Raw genomic sequence first — 21946 nt, 5'->3', positions numbered from 1 at the left:
GCCATGACCGAACACCACGACATCGACGTACTCGTTGCCGGAGCCGGCCCAACGGGCTCCACCCTGGCGGCCGACCTGCTGCGGCGCGGCCTAAGCGTCCGCCTGATCGACAAGGCACCACACGCCTTCAAGGGCTCCCGCGCCAAAGGCGTGCAGCCACGCACACAGGAGGTCTTCGAGGACCTCGGCGTGCTGCGCGAGGCACACGCGGAGGGCGGCCCCTACCCGCTCGCGGGCATTCACCTCGGACCGGTCACCGCGCCGTGGAAAATGCAGCAGCGCAACCGGCCGACCCCGGACGTGCCGTACCCGAACATCCTGCTGCTGCCGCAGCACCGTACCGACGCCATCCTGCACCGCCTGCTCGACCGCCTGGGACTGCCCATCGAGTACGACACCGCACTGGAGGACTTCGAACAGGACGCCGCCGGCGTCACGGCGACGCTCGCCTCGGGCGAGAAGGTGCGCAGCAAGTACCTCGTCGGCGCCGACGGGGGCGCCAGCGCCGTCCGCAAGGCCACCGGACTCGGCTTCGCCGGGGAGACCGACGCATCCGACCGCACGCTCATCATCGACGGCACGATCGACGGACTGTCCCGGGACCGGTGGCACATCTGGCCCCGCGCCTCCGCGGGAGCGTGCCCCCTGCCGCATTCCGACCAGTTCCAGGTGATGATCCGGCTGAAGCCGGACGACGCACCGGACCTCGACGAAGCCGCGCTGGCCGCCCGGTTCCACAAGCTGACCGGCCTGCGGCTGCGCGACATCACCTGGACCTCGGTGTTCCGGCCCAACGTCCGGCTCGTCGAGCACTACCGCGCGGGCCGGGTCTTTCTGGCCGGTGACGCCGCCCACGTGCACACTCCGGCCGGCGCGCAAGGACTCAACACCGGCGTGCAGGACGCCTACAACCTCGGCTGGAAACTCGCCCAGGTCATCGCCGGCGCACCGGACAGCCTCCTCGACAGCTACGAAGCCGAGCGGCAGCCGATCGCCGCACGCGTTCTCGGCAAGTCCAGTGACCTGTACGCAGACCTCAGCAACCACCGTGTCTCCGGACTCAAGCGCGGAGACGAGGAACGCCAACTCGATCTCTCCTACCACGCCGGTCCGCTCGCCCCCGTCCACTCCCCCGCCACCAAGACACTGCACGCGGGCGACCGGGCGCCGGACGCGCCGTGCTCCGCGCACGATGTCCGACGCCTGTTCGATGTCTACCAGGGGCCGCACTTCACGCTCCTGGCTTTCGGCGCCGACGCCGCCGAGGCGCTGCCCAAGCTGATCTGGCCGGCCGATGGCGCCGAACTGCGCCGCTACGCCGTCCGCACCGGAGGCCACATCGACGACGACGGCGTCCTCGCCGACACCACCGGCCGGCTCAACAGCGTCTACGGCATCACCGGCGACACGCTCATCCTCGTCCGGCCGGACGGATACATCGCAAGCATCATCACGTCCGACTGGACAACCGCCTTCACCGCCGCGGCCAAGGCGTTCACACCGAGTGATCCAGGACAGTATCCCCGCGCCGCAGAGCGCTCCCGGGTCGGGCGGGACGCACCATGCCGACCAGGGAGCAGACGTGCCCGAGGTGAGTGAGACGGTCGACGGCCGTGAGAAAGCCACCAACGAGCGGCTGGTCTTCTTCAGCGACGCGGTCGTCGCGATCGCCCTGACCTTGCTGGCGCTGGAGTTGCCGGTGCCCCACGGCAGGAGCGACGCCGAGGTGTGGGGGGCATTCCGGGAGCATCTCCCGGACTATGTGATGTTCCTGCTGAGCTTCGCGGTCATCGCCGCGCTGTGGGCGTCGCACAAGTGGCTGTTCGGCCGCATCGGCGCTTTCAGCCCTCGGCTGCTGTGGTTGAACTTCACCTGGCTGCTGGGGATCGCCCTGGTCCCCTTCGCGACGAAGGTCCTCCTGGAGGACAGCCCCTACCAGATCAGTGCCGTCCTCTACGCCGCCGTGGTCGGGGGTACCGGACTGGCCTTGATCAACATGGTGCGTCACTGCCGGGTCCGGGGCCTGCTGCGGCCGGGGTCGGCACCCGAGATCATGCGGCGCTTCCAACTGTTCCTGACCTTCCCGACAGTCGCCTTCCTGCTGTCGATCCCGATCGCCTTCGTCAGCCTGAGTGGCGCGAAGTACGGCTGGGCGGTGGTCTTCACGCTCACCGCGCTGGCCGCCCGTTGGGCGACGCGCCCCGGGGCGGAGCCGGTGCGCGAGCGGTCAGGAGACCGTACGCGTCGCTCAGCCGGCGCGCGCCGGCCGGGCGGGCGGCGAGGACCACAGTGAGATATGAACGGCGCCCCGCGAGAAGGAGCCCCGAACAGCACGGCGGATGGATCCGAGAACTCAAGCCACGCGAGCGGGACGCGGTGACTCATGCGGTCCTGCCGCAGGCCAAGGCGGCGGAGCTCGTGACGCACGTCGGAGTCGGCCCGTGCGGCTGGGCTGTCGAGCTTGGCCAGGCCTTGGCGCGAAGGCACATCGCCGAGGAGGTGCCCTACTTGACCGTCGACGAGGTCGTGCAGGAGCTGCACAAGGAGTGTGAGGCAGTGGCGCTCGGGGCGGTCGCTGCCCTCCACGACGAACAGGACTTCGTCGTTGCCGAAGTGGCCGAGGTGCTCCTGGGGCCGGCCGAGGTCGTGAGTCGCGGTGTGGGCGTAGAACACACGCTGCGCGCGATCCACATCGGCCATGCCTTCGCGAACGGTGAGCTGTGGGACGTCTGCGAACGGCCGCTGGGCGGTGAGCGGCGATTCGCCGAAATACGGCGTGCCGCGGAGCTCATGCTCGGGATCGTCGACGACCTGTCGGCCGCCATGGCCCGCGAGTTCGGTCAGGTGCAGGGCTCTTCGAAAGCCTTGTTGAGCAGTTCTTCCCCGTCGGCCGGCAGCGGGCCCGTACACCGACTTCCTGTGGAATTTGGCGCCTTCCTCGGCATCGCGGTCCTCGGCCACAGAAGGAGCGGACACCACGGAGGAGACGGAGGAGAACTACACCCACGGCCGCCGAATCCCGGCCCCTGCCCCCTTCCCGAGCAACCCCGCCGAACCGGACCCGGTCAGGCCAGATCGGGCAGGGGGTGACGGGCGACATCGCGGGCGTCGTCCGGGGGAACCCCCAGCATGCGCAGAACGATCTCCGCCAGGTTGGCGGCAGCCTCGTCGGCGTCGAGTTCGGGGCGGGCGAACCTCAGCTCCACCAGGGACAGCAGGGACCCGCCCAGCGCGGACAGGGCGACGGTCGGGTCGACGGCGACGAAGCGGCCGGCGGCGACACCGCGTTCCAGGTCGCGCAGGGCTCGGGGCGCCAGCCCCCGGTCGGAGTGGACGTGGCCGAGTCCCCGGTGGCGCAGTACCTGCATGAGCTCCGGGTGGGAGTCGACCATGCGCAGGCTGAGCCTCACGCCCGCCGCGACGAGCGCGGCGGGGTCGTCGGTTCCCTGCAGACGCTCGTCGATGGCCTGGCCGAACTCCTCGAGCGCGTCCACCACCGCCGCGTCGAACAGTTCCGCCTTCGACTCGAAGTGGTTGTAAAAGGTGCCGAAACCTACGTCCGCGCGCTCCGCGATCGCCTGGATGCTCGCGCTCGTGTCTCCCGTCTCGGCCAGGATCTGCCGGGCCGCGCGGACCAGTGCCTGCCGGGTCTCGGCGCGGCGTCGTTCGAAGCGGTTGCTGGGCGGGGCTGAGGTCGGCATGCGGTGAGTCTAACAACGGCGACGATGACGACCGCAATTCTGATGGAACCATCATTTGATGCAGGCCAACCCCTTGACGATGGGTCTATCAGAGCTGATGATCTCATCATTACGGCAATGTTGCTTGGAGGGCACCGTGTCCCAGACGCACGTCGACGAGACCGACGTCAGAACAGCCCACCAGGACATCCACAGCGAGCAGGGCGCCCTTCTCGGCGAACACCCCGGGCGCTCCCGCAATCCGCTGATCAAGGTGGCTGACCTGGCCTGGCTGGAGTTCGAAAAGCCCGACCTCGACCGCGCGGAGGTCTTCGCGCGTGACTTCGGTTTCGGGATCGCCGCCCGCGGTGAGCGCGCGCTGTGGCTGCGGGGTACGTTCGCCGGCTCGCCCTGCATGGTGATCCGGCGTGGCCGTACGTCCCGTTTCATCGGCCCGACGTTCCGCGCCGCAGAACGGGCCGACTTGGACCGGCTGGCCCGTGCGACCGGCTCCGCCGTGCGAGACGTGGACGCGCCCGGCGGCGGCAAGGTGGTCGACCTTCTCGACCCCTCAGGCGTCCCGGTGCGGATCGTGCACCATGCCGAGGAGCTGCCCGCGCTGCCCGAACAGCGGCCGCTTCTTCTCAACTCCGGCACGGATCACCGTCGTACGAACGTCCCGCAGCGCCCACCGCGTGAGCCTTCGCGCGTTCAGCGGCTGGGTCATGTGGTCCTGGAGACGCGAGTGTTCGCCCGTGCCCTGGACTGGTACCTGGACACCCTCGGCATGATCGTCAGTGATTTCCACTTCCTGGACGGTCAGCGCGAGCGCGGCCCGGTCATGGCGTTCATCCGCTGCGACCAGGGAAGCGTCGTGGTGGACCACCACACGCTGGCGATGCATCTGGGTCCGGGGACGGGCTATGTCCACTCCGCCTACCAGGTCACCGACCTGGACGCGATCGCGGCGGGCGGGGAGTACCTGGCCGAGCGCGGCTATCAGCGCAGCTGGGGCATCGGCCGGCACATCCAGGGCAGCCAGCTCTTCGACTACTGGCGTGATCCGGACCGCTTCATGCTGGAGCACTTCGCCGACGGCGACCTCTTCTCCTGCGACCTCGAACCCGGCTGGTCGCCCATGTCGGCGAGCGGCCTTGCGCAATGGGGGCCGCCGGCGACCCGGGACTTCCTCGGCGCGAATCCGTCTCCCGCCAAAGTCCGTGAGGTGCTGCATGCCCTGCGCGGCGACAACGAACTCGACCCTGCCCGGCTCCTGGGCCTGCTGAAAGCGATGAACTCATGAGTACCAACGTCCTGCGCACCGCTGATGGCTGGTGGGTGGTCCTTCCCCAAGGTCTCGACTCCGCTCGACCGGGAAAGACCCCGAACGACCGAGCCGTCCGCGTCGACACCAAGGCCGTCACCACCCCGGAGCTACTCGTCGACCGTGACGCCGTACGCGAGGCCGCCGCGTCGGGCGAGCCGGGCACGCCCGTCGCCGACCTCGTCACGCTCTCCCCGGTCACCACGCCCTGCCGGGTGGTCGCCCAGATGGTCAACTACCGGAGTCACGCCCGCGATTCGGGATTCACCGGCGAGATCCCGCCCACCTTCTTCCGCAAGGCGTCCGGCTCGGTCAGCGGCCCGGCCGACAGTATCGTCCGGCCCGCGCACGTGAAGTTCCTCGACTACGAGGTCGAACTCGGCCTGGTCATGGGCGCATCCCTGCCCGTGGGCACCGTCGTCACCGAGCAGAGCCTGCCGTCGTACGTCGCCGGGCTCGTGATCACCAACGACGTCAGCGCACGTGATGTACAGCTGACCAAGACCCAGTTCTACGAGAGCAAGTCGTATCCGACCTTCACGCCGACGGGGCCGTACCTGGCACTGCTGGAGCCGGAGGACTTCGCCCATCTCCTCGATCTGCGGCTGAAGTTGTCCGTCAACGGTGATCTGCGTCAGGACCGCACCCTCGCCGACATGGTCGTCCGTCCGGCGCAGGCGCTCACGCTGCTCGCCCGCTTCCAGACCCTCGACCCCGGCGACCTGCTGCTGACCGGCACCCCCGGCGGCACCGCCCTCAAGGCCCCGCCCAAGCCGGTGGAGAAGCTCGGCGCGCTGCTGCCACCCGCCGTCAAGTGGAAGGCGTTCTTCAAGAGCCAGGCCAGGAATCCGCGCTACCTCCACGAGGGCGACGTGATCACGGCGACGATCGCGACTGCCGACGGGCTGATCAACCTCGGTGAGCAACGCACGCCCGTGATCGACGCGAACTGACACACGAGGTGAGCCGCACATGACCACAGACCAGGCCGTCGGCCGACGGGACACCCTGACCGGGGCGGCGCACATACCCGTCGTCATCATCGGAGCCGGGCCCGTGGGTGTCACCACCGCCCTCCTCCTCGCCCGGCGCGGAGTCCGTACCGTCGTCCTCGAGCGCCACCGAGACGTCTACCCTCTGCCGCGCGCGGTCGCCATGGACGACGAAGTCCGGCGGATCTTCCAGGCCGCAGGTATCGACGGGGAGTTCTCCGCCGTCGCACGGCCGGCGGGCGGGCTGCGTCTGCTGGACGCCCGGCACCGGGTGATGGCCGAGTTCCGGCGCTCCCCGCACGGGCACCACGGCTTTCCGCAGACCAGCATGTTCGACCAGCCGCAGCTGGAGCGCCTGCTGCGAGACACCCTGGCCAGGCGTCCGGAGTGCGAGCTGCGCGGTGGTGTGGAGGTGACCGCCGTCGACCAGGACGGCGACGGCCCGGTGCGCGTGACCGTCCGTGGGGACGGCGGTGAGACCCACCTGTGGGCCGACGCCGTGCTGGGCTGTGACGGCGCGGGCAGCCTCACTCGCGACGCCATCGGCGCCGGATGGGAGGACCTGTGCTTCGAGGAGCACTGGACCGTCATCGACGTCCGCACCCGCGCCCACGTGCGGTGCTGGGAAGGCGTCGACCAGGTCTGCGACCCCGCCCGGCCCGCGACGTTCATGCGCATAGGCGAGGACCGCTACCGCTGGGAGTTCCGGCTCCGCGACGGGGAGAGCCTCGACGGTACGCACGGGCGGGAGCGGCTGCGGGAGTTGGTGGCCCCGTGGGTGTCGCTCTCGGGCGCCGACGACTTCGAGGTGATCCGGCAGGCCCGCTACACCTTCCGGGCCCGCGTCGCCGACCAGTGGCGCCGGGGCCGGGTGTTCCTGCTCGGCGACGCCGCCCACCTCACCCCGCCCTTCATCGGGCAGGGCCTGTGCTCAGGCATACGCGACGCGCACAATCTCACGTGGAAACTCACCCGCGTCCTCCAACAGGGCGCTGACGAACGGCTCTTGGACACCTACGAGAGCGAACGCAAGCCCCACGCGCGCCATGTGATCCGCCTCGCCGTCGCGACGGGCTGGGCCATGACCGGCGGCCAGGACCGCGCCGCCGCGATCCGCCGGACCCTGCTGGGTGCCGCGTGCCGCATCCCGGGTGTGACGGGCCTGGCCGGCCGTGGCATCAGCCCCACCCTGACCTCCGGCCCGCTCATACGGCGCGGCCGCCTCTCAGGCACCTGCTGCCCCCAGCCCTGGGTGATCGCCGACGGCCGGCGCACCCGCCTCGACGACGTACTCGGGGACTCCTTCGCCGTGCTGACCGCCGAACCCCTGACGCCGTCGACGCGGGCCGTCGCCGAGGGGCTCGGCGCCCGGATCGTCCCCGTGGACGAGGCCGGCGACGACGGCACCCTCGCCGCCTGGCTGCACGACGGCCGGGCCGCCGCCGTACTCGTACGCCCCGACCGCATCGTCCTGGACACCGTGCCCACCGGCCGCGGCGGCTTCACCGACGTCGCAACCTGGGCGCCCCTTCTGTGCACGGCGACTCCCCCGAGCTCTCGGCTTCGCTCGAGCAGGGGGACCCCCATCCCGGCACCGCCACCCTGTTGAGGAGCACCGCTCGATGACCACCACGAGTCCCGCACCAACCCCGGTACCCTTCTGGTCCCCCGACCCGGAGACGGCCGCGCACAGCCGTATCGCGGACTTCGGCCGCCGGCTCGCACGGCACCGCTCCGTCGAAGACGCCTGCGACTACACCGACTACACCGCCCTGCACCGCTGGTCCGTCACCGACCTCGAAGGGTTCTGGAGCGCGGTGTGGGAGTACTTCGACGTCGACGCGGCCACGCCGTACGAGCAGGTGCTGGAAGAGGAGAAGATGCCTGGCGCCCGCTGGTTCCCCGGCGCCACCCTCAACTACACCCACCACGCCCTGCGCCACCTGCGCTTGGACGAGGCGGCCGTCATCGCGCTGGACGAGACCGGAGCCGGCTACGAGGTGTCCGGCGAGCAACTGCGCGCCCAGGTCGCCTCCGTCGCCGCCACCCTGCGCGACCTGGGCGTCGGCCAGGGCGACCGGGTCGTGGGCTACCTGCCCAACACCCCTCACGCGATCGTCGCCTTCCTCGCCGCCGCGAGCCTCGGCGCCGTCTGGTCGGTGTGTGGCCAGGACTACGCTCCGCAGGCCGCCGCGGACCGCTTCGGCCAGTTGGAGCCCACGGTGCTGATCGCCGGGGACGGCTACCTCTTCAACGGCACGACCCACGATCGCCGCGACGCCGCGCTGAATCTCGCACGGTCGCTGCCCACCCTCGAGGCCACCGTGCTGGTGGACAACGTGGGCCTGTCCTGGCCTCAGGGCGAGTACCCGGGTCTGACGCTTGCTTGGGAGGACGCGGTCACACGCACCGAGCAACTCGCTTGCACGCCCGTGCCGTTCGACCATCCCCTGTGGGTCGTCTTCTCCTCCGGCACCACCGGCCTGCCCAAGGGCATCGTCCACGGCCACGGGGGCGTGCTGCTGGAGCACTTGAAGACCCTAGGCCTCCACTCCGAACTGGGCCCCGGCGACCGCCTCCTCTGGTACACCACCACCCACTGGATGATGTGGAACCTGGTCGCCTCCACCCTCCTGACAGGCGCCACCACCTGTACCTATGACGGCAGCCCGGCCCCGTTGGCGCGCCCGGACGTCATGTGGGAACTGGCTGCCCGCCACCGCGTCACACTCTTCGGCACCAGCCCTCAATACCTGCTCGGTATGGCCAAGTTCGGCATCGACCCGTCCGTCCACGACCTGTCGTCGATCCGCGTCATCGGCTGCACCGGCTCCACGCTGCCCGCCTCGGCCCACCCCTGGGTCCGCGACCACGTGGGCGACAACGTCCAGTTGGCCTCCATCACCGGCGGCACGGACGTCGTCTCCGGCTTCGCCGGCAGCGCCCCCACCACGCCCGTTTGGGCGGGCGAGCTGTCCGCTCCTCATCTGGGGGTCGCCCTGTCCGCTTACGACGCCGAGGGCTACCCGGTGGTCGACCAGGTCGGCGAGTTGGTCGTCACCCGCCCCATGCCTTCCATGCCGCTGTACTTCTGGAACGACCCCGACGGCAGCCGCTACCGTGACGCCTACTTCGCCACCTATCCCGGCGTTTGGCAGCACGGCGACTGGGTCACTCTCACCTCACACGGCTCGTTGATCGTGCACGGCCGCTCCGACTCCACCCTCAACCGCAACGGTGTACGCCTGGGCAGCGCAGACATCCACGACGTCGTCGAACGCCTCCCAGAGATCACCGAAGCCCTGGTCATCGGCGCCGAGGAACCGGGCGGCGGCTATTGGATGCCCCTGTTCGTCGTCCCGGCGGCCGGAGTCACCCTGGACGACTCCCTGCGCGACAAGATCCGCCACGCCATCCGCACCGGCGCCTCACCCCGCCACGTCCCCGACGAGATCCTCGACGTGCCTGCCATCCCCCACACCCTCACGGGCAAGAAGCTCGAGGTCCCGGTCAAACGCCTGCTCCAGGGTGCCTGTCCCGATCAGGTCGTCGACCCTGCCGCCGTCGACGAACCCGACCTGATCGCCTACTTCGCTCGCCTGGGCACCGAACGCCGGGACGCGCGAAGCAGCGCATGACGTCCCCTCCGGCCCCAACGCCGTACGCCCGCCACCAGGCGGAGCCCTCGACATCTGATTCACCCCAAGGAAACCCATGACCCTTTCCGTCGCCCTGGCCTGTCTTGTCGCGTTGCTCTTCGTGGCCTTCGGGGTGCCCAAGATCCTCGCTGTGGCACCGATGCGGGAGTTGGCCGCGCAGTCGGGCTTCTCCGTCTCGGCATATCGCGTCATCGGAGTTCTCGAGGTGGCGGGTGCCGCCGGTGTGGCCCTCGGCCTGGCCGTGCCGCTGCTGGGCGCTCTGGCCGGTGCCGGGTTGCTGCTGCTGATGGCCGGTGCCGTGATCACGCACCTGCGCAACGGGGACAGGGCACGTGGATTCGCCCCTGCGGTCGTGTGCGCCCTCCTGGTCGCCGGCTATCTCGTTGCCCTTCTCACCGCGTGACCCCATCCGGAAGCCTTCCTGATGCCCACCCGCACGACCATCCAGCGAGGACGCACCGATCGCCTGCGGTCTGCTGATCTCGGACGTACTGCACGAGGCCGGACTGCCCGCGGGCGTGCTCAACGTCGTCACCAAAGACCGCGCCGACGCCGCCGAGGTGGTCTCCGCGCTGACAGCCGACCCCCGGGTGCGGATGGTCGACTTCACCGGTTCCACGGAGGTCGGCCGCGCCGCAAGGACGCGGACGTCGACTACGCGGTGGACGCCGCGGTCTTCGGCTCCTTCATGAACGCGGGGCAGATCTGCAGGTGCGTGGACCGGGTCATCGTCCACCGTGCGGTCGCCGACGAATTCACGGCCAAGTTCGCCGCCCGCGTCCAGGCACTGCCGTACGGCGATCAGAGCGACCCTGGCACGGCGGGTCGGCCCGGTCGTGAACGCGGCCGCCGCCCGCCGGGCCTCGGCACTCGTCGCGGACCCGGTCTCCCAGGGTGCCGAACTGGCCGCGGGCACCGGCGACATCGAGGAGCCGGGCACGCTGATCCGCCCGGTCGTCCTCACCGGGGTCACCAAGGAGATGAAGGTCTACTACGACGAGATCTTCGGTCCGGCGACCGTGGCCCACGTGATCGACAGCGCCGACCAGGCCCTCGCGCTCGCCAACGACACTCACTACGGGCTGACCGCGGGCGCCATCACCGAGAATCTGGCGAAGGGCCTGAAGGTCGCGAGCCGTCTGCGTACCGGCATCGTCCACGTCAACGACCAGTCCATCGCGGCGGGCGCCGAGGCCTTCACCGACACGCGCTGGGTCACGGCGCAGGCCGTGGGCCACGCGCCATCTCGCAGGCACTTCGACGTCTGGGCGTCGTGGCGAGCGCCGGAGAGGACGAGTTCTCAGCTGTGGGGTTGGACCGTCACCGACACGGTGAGGGATGGATCGCCTGAGCAGCGCCTTCCGGATTCACGCATGAACGAGCAAGTTCCTGGTTCCGCTCGCGGAATCCGCCCGTAATTGCGAAAATCTCGCGCCCTCGTGGGATCGCCCCGCGCAGGATGCGCACCTGCGCCGAACCAGCCGCCGCGCGTTTGGGGAAACCTGCGTTAACTCCAGTTATGGCCTGTGCGGGACACAGATCTGAGACTGTACGTGGCCATCTCGACCGCCTCACCTTCACTCACCTTCAACGGCACGATCATCGAAACCGGCACCGGCTCCTACCGCCTCGCCAGTCAGGCCGTCAGCGTGTCGGCCTCACGGTCCGGCAGTAGGCCCACAGGCCGCCGTGTCTCGATGTCGACGAGCACGGTTCCGTAGATTCAGCCCCTGCGCCCGGCGTTATCGATTGCCGACCGCTCCCCCGGCATGCCGGCCCGTTCCCGATCTCGACGGGTGCTGCGGGACCTGGAGACCGCGGTGGCCTGGCTGGAGGCCCTCCTGGTGGAGCTGCGAGCGACGGTACGCCTACGTCTTGCTCAACGCGGCCCGGCGAGAACCCGCCCCGCACACACCGATGACACCAGGGCACCAGGGAGCCGCAGCCCGGAACCGCGCCGGGGATGCTCGGCGCGGTTCGTCGATCGCCGCGCAGGCGGAAGCGGTGCTTCGGGCCTACGGTGGTCTGAAAGTAGTCGGTAAGCCGCATCGGCTTTGGGAGGAGGCTGCGATGGAGGAGCACTTCGTCTGGGTGACGACGCGTCGCCTCCGGCCGGGCACCTTGGAAGAGTTCGAGAGGGAATGGCGTCCGGACCCCTACCCCCAGGGACTGCGCCGCGCCTTTGCGTACTGGTCCGAGGACGGTCAGGAGATCACCGGGGTGTCGTTCTGGGACTCCAAGGAGGCATGCGACTCCTGGCGCAACTCCGAGCCGGAAACGCAGCGACGCGCGCACATGGCCCCGTACGTGGTCGAGGAGCGGGAAGGCTTTTACTTCGGCCGCGAACTCTCCGTGCCACAGCGGTAGCACAGAGGCAGAAGCGGATGCCGTCGGATCAAAAAGCCCACGCCCCCATCAGCGTGACGGTGGGGCGCTCGGACACGACATGGAGGTCACGGCCATCGGGTAATTCCGGCCGTCTGACCAGTGACCGGGCGGTTCTGCACCTACCAGGGGACACGCCGAACGGCCTGCCTCGACGACGCGGGCGCGTCCGCCCCGTACCCTCGGCGCCGTGACGCTCACAGACGGAACATACCGGCTCGGACCGTCGACTGGCCGCCTCTTGATCAAGACCGGCCGTGCCGGGCTGGGCCGCAGGGCGGGGCACGACCTCACGATCGAGGCCGCCCGATGGTCCGGGGAGGCGGTGGTGGCCGCCGACGACCCGGACAGGTCGTCGGTGCGGGTGACGGTCGAGACAGGCTCGCTGGAGGTCCGGGAAGGAACGGGCGGACTGAAGCCGCTCACTGATGCCGACCGGGCGGAGATCAAGCGGACACTGGGAGACACAGCCCTGCTGCACACCGCAGAGCACCCCACGATCACCTTCCGGTCCACCAAGATCACGGGAACGCCCCAGTCCTTCGAGATCACCGGGGACCTCACCATCAAAGGCCGGACCCACCCGGTGACGGTGCACGGGAAGTGGAATGGTGACCGTCTCCTGCGCGGCTGGGCGACCGTCACGCAAACCACCTGGGGAATCAAGCCCTACACCGCGTTCTTGGGCGCGTTGCGGCTGGCCGACGATGTCCGGGTGGAGTTTGAGGTGGCCAGGCTCGAACGAGCAGACCGGCCCGAGTAGCCGCCGCGGGCGGGCCCGGTTCGGGCAACGCCGCAGCCGGCGCCGGGCATCGTGAACCACTCGATGGCCCAATCGTGCGGCAGGCCGCCGCCGACCTGCTCTCCGCGCCTCACGCCTTGAACGGCGCGACAGGTGCGGTTCGCGTCTTCGGTTCGGCGGTCCGCCTGTCGGAGCAGACCGGCATGTATCGGGCGTACGCGACCGCCTAGCCTGGCGGTGTGGTGACCCGCCCATGAGCGCCGTGTCCAAGGAGCCCGCGGATCTCGTGCAGGCCCTCAGAGCCGCCGGGATCAAGGACGAGCGGCTGCTCGAGGCCGTGCGGACGACGCCCCGGGCGGAATTCGTCCCGGCCAGTCAGTCGGCCATGGCCTACCGGGACGTGCCGGTTGCGATCGGGCAGGGCCAGGTCACCACGCAGCCGTCGCTGTCCGCCATGATGATCGAGAGCCTCGGCCTGGAAGGGCGCGAGCACGTCCTCGAGATCGGGACCGGCCTGGGCTTCCAGACCGCCCTGCTCGCTCGGCTGGCCGACGACGTGGTCAGCATCGAGATGAGGCCGGACATCGCCCGGCAGGCGCGCGACAATCTCGCACGGCAGCGGGTACGAAACGTAGAACTGCGAGTCGGCGACGGCAGCGGCGGTGTGCCGGACCGCGCTCCGTACGACGCGGTCATCGTCTCGGCCGCGTTCCCGGAGGTACCCGCACCGCTGATCGCGCAGGTGCGGCCGTCCGGCCGCCTGGTACAGCCGATCGGGCCGGGCGGACACGAACAGGTCGTCTGCTTCCTTCGTACCGCATCGGGGCTGGAGCAGCGGTGGGTTCTCACCGCGGCCCGCTTCGTTCAGTTGCAGGGACGGTACGGCTTCCCGCACGGCGATAAGAATCCTCCTTGAGGGGCCTCGCAACAGCGCGTCAAGCCGCCGTGGACGACGTACAGAAACAGGCACAAGAGCGGGGAATCAGCGGCGGGCGTCGTAGGCCTCGCGCGCCGCGAGGACTTCGGCGATGTGTTCTTCAGCCCAGCGCCCCACCGCCTCCAGGGGCATGTGCAGGGTGGCCCCAGCGGACATTCGAGCTCGCGCTGACGGGCGCTCCCATGGGTTGATGTCACGCCCGGCATCGCTGCGCGCCACGGTGTCGGGCGGCCGAAGGTGGATGGGCAGTGCGTGGAGCGCAGATGTGCGCTCCACCAACTGCCGGCGCAGGAGCTGATTCTCTGTTGTCGCCTGGTGCAGGGCGCGGACGAGGGCTTCGATGTCGGCCTTGAGCTGGGCGATCTCCTCCGCGTCGGCGGCCCGGAGCTCCTTGAGTCGCCGTACCTGTCGGCGCAGGCGCTGTTCGCTGTCCGGGGCGCCGCTGCTTTAACCCCCGGCAGCGGTCCGTTTAACCTCTTGCTCCCTAACGTCGTGGCCATGGACAGCACAGGAAATCTTGGAGTGATGGCCGCCCACCTCGGGCTCGATCTGGTCGCGGTGACCTTGCTGACGTGCGGTGTCTTCCACCGCCGGCATCACAGGCGCGAGCTCGTGCCCGCCTATCTCGCGCTCAACGTCGCGCTGTTCGCGGTCGTTGCCGCGCTCGGTCGTGTCGGCGAAGACGGTGGGTTGGCGCTGGGGTTCGGGCTGTTCGGAGTCCTGTCGATCGTCCGGCTGCGCTCGGACTCGGTGCGGCACCAGGAGGTGGCGTACTACTTCACGACCCTGGTCCTGGGGCTGCTGTGCGGGCTCCCCGGGCTGGGCCTCGGCATCGCCACATCTCTCGCGGGGGTGCTCCTGCTCGTTCTGTACGCGGCCGATCACCCGCGCCTGTACGCGCGTGAGCGGCGCACGGTCGTCACGCTGGACGTTGTGCATGAGGACGAAGAAGCCCTCCGTGCGGAGTTGCGCCGACGGCTCGGGGAACCGTACGGGTGGACGGTGCGCGAGGTGGACTATGTGCGGGACCTGACCGTGGTGGAGGTACGGTACCGGGCAGCCCACGGGGTGCAGGCGGCTCGTACAGTCCGTACGTCTCTGGTGTCCCGGCCCCGCGGCGCATCCGGCTCGCCCACGCCGCGCACCACGCCGAAGGAGCCGGCCGCATGGTGAGCGGTATGCCTCCCGAGGCCCTGGGCGCCGTCGAGCGGGCCGCGGTCGCCGCGCACCCGATGTCGCTGGCCGAGCTGAACTCCCGTGCCGAGTTACTGGCACGCCATGACAACAGCTACGTCGTACCGGTATCCGTCTTCGAGGACTTCGCGGCCCGGCTGACCGATCCACGCCGGCCCGGCGGCCGCCCCGCCTTCCGTGTCCTCGCCATCGACGGTCTGCGCTGCTTCCGGTACCGCTCCACCTACTACGACACCCCGGAGCTGCGCACCTTTCACGACCACCGGCAGGGGCGCCGGCGCCGGTTCCGGATCAGGGAGCGGGTGTACGAGGACAGCGGGGAGCGGCAGTTCGAGGTCAAGCTCAAGAGTGGGCGAGGCGAGACGGTGAAGCACCGGCAGCGGATGGCCGGGGGCGACCGGCCGCTCGACGCGACGCGGCTCCGGTTCCTGGCCCGAGTGCTGCGGGAGTCGTACGGCACGCTCGACGTCCCGTACGGTCTCGTGCCCTCCCTGCGCACGGACTACCGGCGCGTCACGTTCGTCGCCGAGGGACAGCGGGTGACGTGTGACGCAGGGCTGGTCGTGCGGGACGAGGCGCGGGGCGGGCGAGCCGTCGCGGACGGTGGGCTCGTGCTCGTCGAGACGAAGACACGGGGACACCTGACGCAGGCGGACCGGATGCTGCACGGGTACGGGGTGCGGCCGGCCGGCTTCACCAAGTACAGCGCGGGACTGGCGGCCGTACGTCCGGAGCTGGGGGCGAACGCGTGGGCGCGGGCGGTGCGGACGGTGTTCCCGTAAGCGGTCAGGTGGTCGTCCGACGGCCGTCGGACGCAGGAGCGGGCGGTCGGCCCGCGGCCTTCGGGAACGCGAGCGTCACCCTTGCCCCCGGTGCGCTCTCCGCCGTGAACGTGCCGCCCGCCTCCTCCGCCGTACGGCGGGCGATGTCCAGGCCGAGGCCGGTGGAACCCGCGCCGCTGGTGCCGCGCACGGTGGGATGGGGGCCGCCGCCGTGGGTGAAGCCAGGGCCCTCGTCCTCCACCAGGAGCTCCGCGGGGCCACCCGCCGTCCGGACCGTGACGCGGAAGCCCGTGCCCTGGGGGGTGTGGTCGAGCACGTTGCCGATCAACGCATCCAGTACGGCGGCCAGTTCGTCGGTCGGGACGGGAACATGAAGGGGGCCGGGCGGGGTGTCGATCTCGACGGCACGGTCCTGGTCCTCGGCCAACGGCAGCCAGAACGCGGTCCGTTCGCGAGCGACGGTCGACAGGTCGCAGGAGGGCTCGGTCTCCCGCAGGGGGCGCCGGGCCCGGCGGATGACCTCGTCGACGCCCTGCTCCAGTGCGGCCACGCCCGTCGTGATCCGTTCGGCCTCGGCGGGGTCACGCAGGGTTTCGGCGTCCAGCCGGAGTGCGGCGACGGGGGTGCGGAGGCGGTGGGCGAGATCGGCGGCGTTCTCGCGTTCCGCCGCGAGGAGTTCGTCGATGCGGGTGGCGAGTCGGTTCAGCTGGTCCCCGATCAGGCGCAGTTCCGGTGGTCCGGCCGGTTCTGCGCGGGCGGTCAGGTCGCCTGCGGCCAGCCGGTCCGCCGTCTTGGCCAGGGAGCGCGTCGCGCTTACCAGCCGCGCGCCCAGCCGGTCGGCGAGCACGAGTCCCAGGAGGACGAGGCCCGCGCCTATCCCGGCCAGTACCAGCCAGGACGCCAGGACTCCGTCGCGCAACTGCCCGGAGCTCAGGGCCACTTGCACCACCGCCGTGCCGTCCGGGGCGCCGTGTACCGGGACCAGCACGACCCGTCCGCCGTCGGACAGCTCATAGGTGAACGCCCGCCCTGTACGCGCGAGCCGGACCGCGTCCGTGACCTGCGCGGGGGCGCCGACGACGGCGCCGCCGGCGAGGATCAGCGAGGTCCGGGGAAGACCGGCGCCGTTGGCGCTCCGCACGGTTTGTTCGGCTGCCGCCGCCCCACGCGCACCGTCCGCCAGTACGGGGCCCACAGCGGACGCCACCCACTGTGCCCGCGCGGTCGCCTCCGCGGTGGCCCGGTCGGCGGCGTGTGTCCGGGTGAGCAGTGTGAGGGGCACCAGCAGGGCGGCCAGGACGAGGGCGGTCGTGGCCCCGGTCAGCAGGAGCAGCCGGCGCCGCACTACGGCTCTCCCGCGTCGCCGGTCTCTCCGTCGGGCATGGGCACCATCAGCTTCACCCCCACGGTGCGGACCGTGTGCAGATAGCGCGGGGCCTGGGCTGTCTCCCCCAACTTCCGCCGCAGCCACGACAGATGGACGTCGACGGTCTTGTCGGCGCCACCCAGCGGCTGCTGCCAGACCTCGGCGAGGAGCTCGCGACGGGAGACGACCTGGCCGGCGCGGCGGGCCAGGTGGGCGAGCAGGTCGAACTCCCGGGGGGTGAGGTCGAGGGCCCGGCCGTCCAAGGCGACCTCGCGGGCCGCCGGGTCCACGACGAGCCCGCCCACCCGTAGCGGCTCCTCGGGTTCGGCCGGGCCCAGCCGCCGCAGCACCGCCTTGATCCGCGCGTCGAGCTGGGCCGCCCCGAACGGCTTCACGATGTAGTCGTCGGCGCCGCCCTCCAGCAGCGCGACCATCTCCGGCTCCTCGTCCCGTGCGGTCGCCACGATCACCGGGACGTCACTGACCGCCCGCAGCATCCGCAGCACCTGCCCGCCGTCCACGTCCGGCAGTGCCAGGTCCAGGACGACCAGGTGCGGCGGACTGTTCACGGCCGCGTCGAGTCCCGCCATCCCGCTGGGCGCCGTCGCGACCGCGTGTCCCTTGTCCCGCAGAGCGCGCACCAGGGCGCCGCGCAGCGCGGGATCGTCCTCGACGACCAGTAGGTGGGCCATGACGGACACGGTAGCCAGATGGTGGACCCGGGATGTAATCCAGGTGAACAGACGGGACCTCAGGAGGGCATCCTTGCAGGTGTCTTAACCCGGCTTTAGGGAAAGGTGCGGCAGGGTCCTGCGGTGTCTTCCGCACGTCGGTGCGGGACAGACGCGTACGAGCCCCTGACGTCGTCGAGGAGAGGTGGTCGTCCCGTGAAGTGGCGCAGCGCCCTGGTGACCGCGGCCTGGGTCGCCGTCGGCACGGGCGCGGGCGGACTGGGCGCGTGGCAGCTCGCGAGCGCCGACGCGGGCACGCCCGAGCACGGCCGCGCCCTGGACGACGCGGCGGTACGGCGCGCACTGGCGGGGAGCGCGCCCTCACGCTACGGGACGACCACNCTCACGCTACGGGACGACCACACCGCATCCCCCGTCCCCCTCGAGCCCTGCCCCCACCCCCACACCGAGCCGCCCGTCCTCGCCGCGCCCGTCCCCGGCCCTCGACCGGGAGACCGTCCGCTTCACCGGCGGTACCGCCACCGTCGAGTGCCGTCCCGACGGGAGCGTGTACCTCGTCTCCTGGAGCCCCGCCGACGGATATGCCTTCGACGAGGACGTGGAACGCGGCCCCGCCCCGGTGGCCCGGCTGGAGGCGGAGCCCGGCGCCGACGACGCGGACGACCTGGCGTACGACATCACCTGCACTCCCGCCGGGGCCCGGGCCCAGCGGATGGCCGACGGGGACGACTGAACCGTACGGTGTGCCCCCGTGCTCGCCGTCGCGAAAAGAGACCGTGGAGCCGCGCGGTGTCATCACGCGCGTGGCGGCATCGAGCCCATCCCAGGCGAAGATGCGCAACTGGACGCAGGAGCGCTTGCCGCCCTGGGCGAGACGGTGGATAGGGGCCCGGGGCCCTCATTCCAGGGCGGTGAGGTAATCGGCGGCGCCCCCGCGCCACTCGATCAGGAGGACTGTGGCCTCATCGCTGGTGCGCCCCCGCGTTCCCGTTTCACAGCCGGCATTGACCCATTGAAGGTGGCCGGTGGTGACGCACCAAGTGGTGATCCCGCCGCGCTCACCTGCCACAACCGCCCCCAATAGCGCAGGAATCCGGGAGTACTGCCTGCTCGTGTCCGTCCGAGTGCCGAGCAACCGGAGCCCGCCACCACGGCACGGCGGTCCTGCCGAGGGCAGGAGTTCTCTGGGGCAAGAGTGTGGCGCGAGGCGAAGTCGACAGGGCGGTCCGCAGGGATTCGCGCACGTCCGGGGCGCAGACCACATCGATGTCTCCGGCCACGGTCATCCGGCCGCTGCCGGGCCCGGTCGGATGCACTACGACTTGGAGGGTGTCCTGCAGGTGCCGTGTCCAACCCCGCCGGTCAGTGTTCAGCTCGGCTGCGGGCGGCCGAAGAGCAGGTCATAGCCGGGCGGGAGCTGGAGCAGGAGCCGATCGGTCAGGTCCTCGCCCGCGACGTCGGCCACGACGCTGAGCACGGCGCTGACGTCCCACGTCGCGGTCTTCTCCGTGGCGCCTTCGATCCAGGCCGCGGTCGCCCGGATGAACCGCTCCGGCGGGAGAGGTTCGTGCGCCTGGAGGGGATTGAGGAGAACCAGCGCCAGCGTTTCGGGGAGCCGGGCTGCCAGTTCGGCGCGCACCTCGCCCACCAGATGAGCGCCCAGCAAGGCGAGAACGATGCGAGAGGATCGTTCCGCCTCTTCCTGTGAGGGGTATTCGCCACGTTCTTGGACCGCGGCGATGAACGCGCCCCAGTGCATACGCATGACGTCCTCCCGAGTGGACGGCCGCCGCCCAGCGGGGACGGGTACGGGGCGGGAGCCGCCGGCCCGGGCTCCCGCCCGCCTCATGTCGCGGGCTCAGCCGCTGATCTGCTTGCGCGAGTCGCCGCCGCTGATGGCGATCTTGCGGGGCTTGGCCTGCTCGGCGACCGGGATGCGCAGCCGCAGCACACCGGCCTCGTAGGAGGCATCGATACGTTCGGTGTCCAGGGTCTCCCCGAGGAAGAGCTGGCGGCTGAAGAACCCGGTGGGCCGTTCCGCGATCACGACCTCGGCGTTCTCGTCGGCGCTCGGGCGGCGTTCGGCCTTGACGGTCAGCACGTTGCGTTCGACGTCCAGGTCGATGCTCTCGGGTTCCACGCCCGGCAGGTCCAGCTCGACGACGAAGGTGTCACCAGTACGGAAGGCGTCCAACGGCATGGCCGTCGGCCTCGCAGCGGTCCCCAGCAGCTGCTGGGTGAGCCGGTCCAGCTCCCGGAAGGGGTCGGTTCGCATGAGCATCATCGGTCAGCTCCTCTCCCGAAGACAGGATGCGCATGAGACGACAACACCTATATACCTCGCCATCATCAAAATTGACAAGACCCGACTCAATTCAAGGGTTGGCCTGCACGGAGCGGGATGGCCGGGCGGCCGCTGCCGGGGATCAGACCGCCCGCCCGGTCGCACAGCGAGGCGTAATCGAACAACAGTGCTAACCGGGCCATTATCCTGGGGTTGAGGTGACTGGTGCTCGTTGTGACCGTTCAAGCCTCTTGGCGGTTGTTCATCAGAGTTGGCGAGTTCTCGCTGCAAGCGATCACGTCGCGCTGAGTAACGAGCAGATGTGGTGATCTGCACCAGCGTCGGGTACGGCAGTGCTCCCGTTGACCCATGCGCGGAGTGATGAAGGCGAAGATCCGATCGGACTCGTTGTCCACGGACATCAGCCCGTCCGAGTGAGCGGTCATTCCAGGTCCCTGCCGACGGACAGTTAATCTCCCTGTCCGGTATGACTATTCGTCCTCCGTTCGGCTGTATCCGTGCATGGCCGGGACGGCCGGGCCGTGCGCCTGGGCCGTGCGCCTGGGCCGTCTGTGATGTCAGTGGTGGCTGCGATGCTGGCGGCATGACCCCTTGGAACCTTCTTGATCTCGACAAGGCCCTGCGTGCCGGCTGGGCCGCCGACACCTGCTCGCCTGATGACCAGCCGGCTGGCAGCCGGACAACCCGGCCTGGGGGCACTGCGACATCACCGCCTTGATCGTCAACGACGTCTTCGGCGGTGACCTCATGGTCGGCGAGGTGCACCTTGACGGGACCCAGCACGGTTTCCACTGGTGGAACCGGCTGCCCAGCGGTGTGGAACTCGACCAGACACTCGAACAGTTCCAGCGCGGGCAGACCGTCACGGCTGCTCGTGTCGCCACGCGGCCGCCGGGCCCGCTGCCCCGCCGCTGGGAGGAGTACCTCCTGCTGCGTGAGCGTGTGATCAAACACCTTGGTCCGCTTCCGGAGCCCGTCTGAGGAGCCAGGGGTCAGCCGGCCGGGGCGAGGGAACGACGCCCTGACCGCTGGTGACCTGGGTCAGCCGCAGCGAGGACCCTTCGGTCAGGACGATGTGAGCGTGGTGCAGGAGCCGGTCGACGGCGGCGGTGGCCAGTGTCTTACGCATGATCGAATCGAATCCTGACGGATGGAGGTTCGAGGTCACGATCACGGACCGGCGTTCGTAGGCGGCGTCGATGACGCGGTAGAACGCCTCTGCGGCGGCTTGCCCGCTGGGCAGCATGCCGTTGTCGTCGACGACGATGAGGTCGCACCTGGTGATCTTCGCGACGGCCTTGGAGACCGTGTTGTCGACGGTGGCCCGCCCGAGGTGGGCGGTCAGCGATTCCAGGGTGAACCAGGCGACCTTCATGCCCTGGTCGATCGCCTTGTTCGCCAACGCTTCCGCCAGGTGACTTTTTCCAGTACCGCTTGGTCCCGCGACCGCCAAGTTCTCCGCCCGGGAGATCCACTCCAGCGTCACCAGGCCTGCTGGGTCGGCGCGGGGATCGAGGAGTCGGCCTCCCGCCACGACTCGAAAGTCTTCCCGGACGGCAGCTGGGCCATCTTGCGGTGGTTGCGGCGGGTCGCCTCGTCGCGGCCCTTGATCTCCGCTTCCAGCAGGATCCTGACCACCTCGGCCGAGTCCCAGCGTTGTGACCTGGCGGTCGCGAGGACGTCGGGGGCGACGGCCCGGAGATAGGGGAACCGCATCCGCCGCAGGACGGCATCGAGTTCGGCGGGGATCGGCGGAGCCAGCGGCGGTGGAGGAAGCGGGCTCGGAGCGGGTGCGAGAACGACTTCGGCGGGGTCCATCACGGGTGCGGTCGTCATCAACTTCCTTCTCTGTGCGGGTGGGTGAGGCTCCGGTCCCGGGCCGCTTCGC

General features: G+C 70.1%; 23 protein-coding genes and 1 pseudogene. 17 read left to right on the top strand and 7 right to left on the bottom strand.

Annotated features, from left to right (window positions below; all coding sequences use genetic code 11):
- The first annotated feature begins 3 nt into the window (after window positions 1-3).
- From FGD71_RS08180 to FGD71_RS08170, 3 genes are all read left to right on the top strand, one after another.
- The gene (locus FGD71_RS08180; RefSeq protein WP_119099724.1) at window positions 4-1599 is read left to right on the top strand and encodes an FAD-dependent monooxygenase; all 1596 of its coding nucleotides are present in this window, start codon (window positions 4-6) and stop codon (window positions 1597-1599) included.
- The gene (locus FGD71_RS08175; RefSeq protein WP_162931065.1) at window positions 1583-2293 is read left to right on the top strand and encodes a TMEM175 family protein; all 711 of its coding nucleotides are present in this window, start codon (window positions 1583-1585) and stop codon (window positions 2291-2293) included. The genes FGD71_RS08180 and FGD71_RS08175 overlap by 17 nt, the downstream gene beginning before the upstream one ends.
- An 83-nt stretch (window positions 2294-2376) precedes the next feature.
- The gene (locus FGD71_RS08170) at window positions 2377-3090 is read left to right on the top strand and encodes a hypothetical protein (protein ID WP_119099722.1); all 714 of its coding nucleotides are present in this window, start codon (window positions 2377-2379) and stop codon (window positions 3088-3090) included.
- Here the strand turns inward: FGD71_RS08170 and FGD71_RS08165 are convergent.
- Window positions 3066-3701 (bottom strand): TetR/AcrR family transcriptional regulator, encoded by a 636-nt coding sequence (locus FGD71_RS08165; RefSeq protein WP_119099721.1) that lies wholly within the window; start codon window positions 3699-3701, stop codon window positions 3066-3068. The genes FGD71_RS08170 and FGD71_RS08165 overlap by 25 nt on opposite strands.
- A gap of 136 nt (window positions 3702-3837) precedes the next feature.
- Between FGD71_RS08165 and FGD71_RS08160 the strand changes: the two genes are divergently transcribed.
- The 13 genes and pseudogenes from FGD71_RS08160 (at window position 3838) to FGD71_RS08100 (ending at window position 15695) form a co-directional block, all read left to right on the top strand.
- Complete coding sequence (locus FGD71_RS08160; RefSeq protein WP_119099776.1) at window positions 3838-4983, top strand: VOC family protein; 1146 nt, start codon at window positions 3838-3840, stop codon at window positions 4981-4983.
- The gene (locus tag FGD71_RS08155) at window positions 4980-5957 is read left to right on the top strand and encodes a fumarylacetoacetate hydrolase family protein (RefSeq protein WP_119099720.1); all 978 of its coding nucleotides are present in this window, start codon (window positions 4980-4982) and stop codon (window positions 5955-5957) included. The genes FGD71_RS08160 and FGD71_RS08155 overlap by 4 nt, the downstream gene beginning before the upstream one ends.
- Window positions 5958-5976: 19 nt before the next feature.
- Entirely contained in the window at window positions 5977-7605 is a 1629-nt protein-coding gene (gene mhpA, locus FGD71_RS08150) for a bifunctional 3-(3-hydroxy-phenyl)propionate/3-hydroxycinnamic acid hydroxylase MhpA (RefSeq protein ID WP_119099719.1), read from the top strand.
- A gap of 13 nt (window positions 7606-7618) precedes the next feature.
- Window positions 7619-9634, top strand: coding sequence for an acetoacetate--CoA ligase (locus FGD71_RS08145; RefSeq protein ID WP_119099718.1), 2016 nt, complete (start codon window positions 7619-7621; stop codon window positions 9632-9634).
- A gap of 76 nt (window positions 9635-9710) precedes the next feature.
- On the top strand, window positions 9711-10058 hold the full coding sequence (locus FGD71_RS08140) for a DoxX family protein (protein WP_119099717.1): 348 nt from the start codon (window positions 9711-9713) through the stop codon (window positions 10056-10058).
- A gap of 58 nt (window positions 10059-10116) precedes the next feature.
- A pseudogene (locus tag FGD71_RS49630) lies at window positions 10117-10415 on the top strand (aldehyde dehydrogenase family protein); the annotation flags it as partial.
- Window positions 10393-11073 (top strand): aldehyde dehydrogenase family protein, encoded by a 681-nt coding sequence (locus FGD71_RS08135; protein ID WP_276147124.1) that lies wholly within the window; start codon window positions 10393-10395, stop codon window positions 11071-11073. The pseudogene FGD71_RS49630 and the gene FGD71_RS08135, both read left to right, overlap by 23 nt.
- Window positions 11074-11725: 652 nt before the next feature.
- Window positions 11726-12022, top strand: a complete 297-nt coding sequence (locus tag FGD71_RS08125) for a hypothetical protein (protein WP_119099716.1) — start codon at window positions 11726-11728, stop codon at window positions 12020-12022.
- 208 nt (window positions 12023-12230) lie between these two features.
- A complete protein-coding gene (locus FGD71_RS08120; RefSeq protein WP_119099715.1) occupies window positions 12231-12803 on the top strand; it encodes a YceI family protein in 573 nt (190 codons plus the stop codon).
- Between the two features lie 74 nt (window positions 12804-12877).
- Complete coding sequence (locus tag FGD71_RS49625) at window positions 12878-13012, top strand: hypothetical protein (RefSeq protein WP_276147123.1); 135 nt, start codon at window positions 12878-12880, stop codon at window positions 13010-13012.
- Between the two features lie 23 nt (window positions 13013-13035).
- Window positions 13036-13698: a protein-L-isoaspartate(D-aspartate) O-methyltransferase gene (locus tag FGD71_RS08115; protein ID WP_119099714.1), complete on the top strand. Its 663-nt coding sequence runs from the start codon at window positions 13036-13038 to the stop codon at window positions 13696-13698.
- A 273-nt stretch (window positions 13699-13971) separates the two neighbouring features.
- On the top strand, window positions 13972-14892 hold the full coding sequence (locus tag FGD71_RS08105) for a DUF4956 domain-containing protein (RefSeq protein ID WP_342354705.1): 921 nt from the start codon (window positions 13972-13974) through the stop codon (window positions 14890-14892).
- Window positions 14886-15695 (top strand): VTC domain-containing protein, encoded by an 810-nt coding sequence (locus FGD71_RS08100; protein ID WP_240436460.1) that lies wholly within the window; start codon window positions 14886-14888, stop codon window positions 15693-15695. The genes FGD71_RS08105 and FGD71_RS08100 overlap by 7 nt, the downstream gene beginning before the upstream one ends.
- A gap of 4 nt (window positions 15696-15699) precedes the next feature.
- Here FGD71_RS08100 and FGD71_RS08095 read toward each other — a convergent pair whose 3' ends face one another.
- The 4 genes from FGD71_RS08095 to FGD71_RS08075 form a co-directional block, all read right to left on the bottom strand.
- The gene (locus FGD71_RS08095; RefSeq protein ID WP_119099713.1) at window positions 15700-17040 is read right to left on the bottom strand and encodes a sensor histidine kinase; all 1341 of its coding nucleotides are present in this window, start codon (window positions 17038-17040) and stop codon (window positions 15700-15702) included.
- Window positions 17040-17753, bottom strand: a complete 714-nt coding sequence (locus FGD71_RS08090; protein WP_119099773.1) for a response regulator transcription factor — start codon at window positions 17751-17753, stop codon at window positions 17040-17042. Before FGD71_RS08090 ends, FGD71_RS08095 begins: the two co-directional genes overlap by 1 nt.
- 1369 nt (window positions 17754-19122) lie before the next feature.
- Window positions 19123-19518, bottom strand: a complete 396-nt coding sequence (locus tag FGD71_RS08080) for a DUF2267 domain-containing protein (RefSeq protein ID WP_162931064.1) — start codon at window positions 19516-19518, stop codon at window positions 19123-19125.
- Window positions 19519-19611: 93 nt separating this feature from the next.
- Window positions 19612-20034: an Hsp20/alpha crystallin family protein gene (locus FGD71_RS08075; protein ID WP_119099771.1), complete on the bottom strand. Its 423-nt coding sequence runs from the start codon at window positions 20032-20034 to the stop codon at window positions 19612-19614.
- Window positions 20035-20772: 738 nt separating this feature from the next.
- Between FGD71_RS08075 and FGD71_RS08070 the strand changes: the two genes are divergently transcribed.
- A complete protein-coding gene (locus FGD71_RS08070) occupies window positions 20773-21039 on the top strand; it encodes a YunG family protein (RefSeq protein WP_420878256.1) in 267 nt (88 codons plus the stop codon).
- Here the strand turns inward: FGD71_RS08070 and FGD71_RS48550 are convergent.
- On the bottom strand, window positions 21005-21544 hold the full coding sequence (locus FGD71_RS48550; RefSeq protein WP_244951208.1) for an ATP-binding protein: 540 nt from the start codon (window positions 21542-21544) through the stop codon (window positions 21005-21007). The genes FGD71_RS08070 and FGD71_RS48550 overlap by 35 nt on opposite strands.
- A complete protein-coding gene (locus FGD71_RS48545; protein WP_240436458.1) occupies window positions 21541-21894 on the bottom strand; it encodes an ATP-binding protein in 354 nt (117 codons plus the stop codon). Before FGD71_RS48545 ends, FGD71_RS48550 begins: the two co-directional genes overlap by 4 nt.
- Between the last annotated feature and the right edge of the window lie 52 nt (window positions 21895-21946).

Origin of the sequence: Streptomyces sporangiiformans, assembly GCF_005768555.2 — a bacterium.
GTDB classification, from domain to species: domain Bacteria; phylum Actinomycetota; class Actinomycetes; order Streptomycetales; family Streptomycetaceae; genus Streptomyces; species Streptomyces sporangiiformans.
Note: the sequence above shows the minus strand (reverse complement) of the source record. Positions and strands in the feature narration are given on the sequence as shown.

Excerpts from the sequence above, each read along its gene's own strand:
- FGD71_RS08140 (WP_119099717.1), top strand. The coding sequence starts at position 9,711 with ATGACCCTTTCCGTCGCCCTGGCCTGTCTTGTCGCGTTGCTCTTCGTG.
- FGD71_RS08155 (WP_119099720.1), top strand. The coding sequence starts at position 4,980 with ATGAGTACCAACGTCCTGCGCACCGCTGATGGCTGGTGGGTGGTCCTT.
- FGD71_RS08075 (WP_119099771.1), bottom strand. The coding sequence starts at position 20,034 with ATGCTCATGCGAACCGACCCCTTCCGGGAGCTGGACCGGCTCACCCAG.
- FGD71_RS08180 (WP_119099724.1), top strand. The coding sequence starts at position 4 with ATGACCGAACACCACGACATCGACGTACTCGTTGCCGGAGCCGGCCCA.
- FGD71_RS08125 (WP_119099716.1), top strand. The coding sequence starts at position 11,726 with ATGGAGGAGCACTTCGTCTGGGTGACGACGCGTCGCCTCCGGCCGGGC.
- mhpA (WP_119099719.1), top strand. The coding sequence starts at position 5,977 with ATGACCACAGACCAGGCCGTCGGCCGACGGGACACCCTGACCGGGGCG.
- FGD71_RS08080 (WP_162931064.1), bottom strand. The coding sequence starts at position 19,518 with ATGCGTATGCACTGGGGCGCGTTCATCGCCGCGGTCCAAGAACGTGGC.
- FGD71_RS48545 (WP_240436458.1), bottom strand. The coding sequence starts at position 21,894 with ATGACGACCGCACCCGTGATGGACCCCGCCGAAGTCGTTCTCGCACCC.
- FGD71_RS08100 (WP_240436460.1), top strand. The coding sequence starts at position 14,886 with ATGGTGAGCGGTATGCCTCCCGAGGCCCTGGGCGCCGTCGAGCGGGCC.
- FGD71_RS08115 (WP_119099714.1), top strand. The coding sequence starts at position 13,036 with ATGAGCGCCGTGTCCAAGGAGCCCGCGGATCTCGTGCAGGCCCTCAGA.
- FGD71_RS08090 (WP_119099773.1), bottom strand. The coding sequence starts at position 17,753 with ATGGCCCACCTACTGGTCGTCGAGGACGATCCCGCGCTGCGCGGCGCC.
- FGD71_RS08165 (WP_119099721.1), bottom strand. The coding sequence starts at position 3,701 with ATGCCGACCTCAGCCCCGCCCAGCAACCGCTTCGAACGACGCCGCGCC.
- FGD71_RS08145 (WP_119099718.1), top strand. The coding sequence starts at position 7,619 with ATGACCACCACGAGTCCCGCACCAACCCCGGTACCCTTCTGGTCCCCC.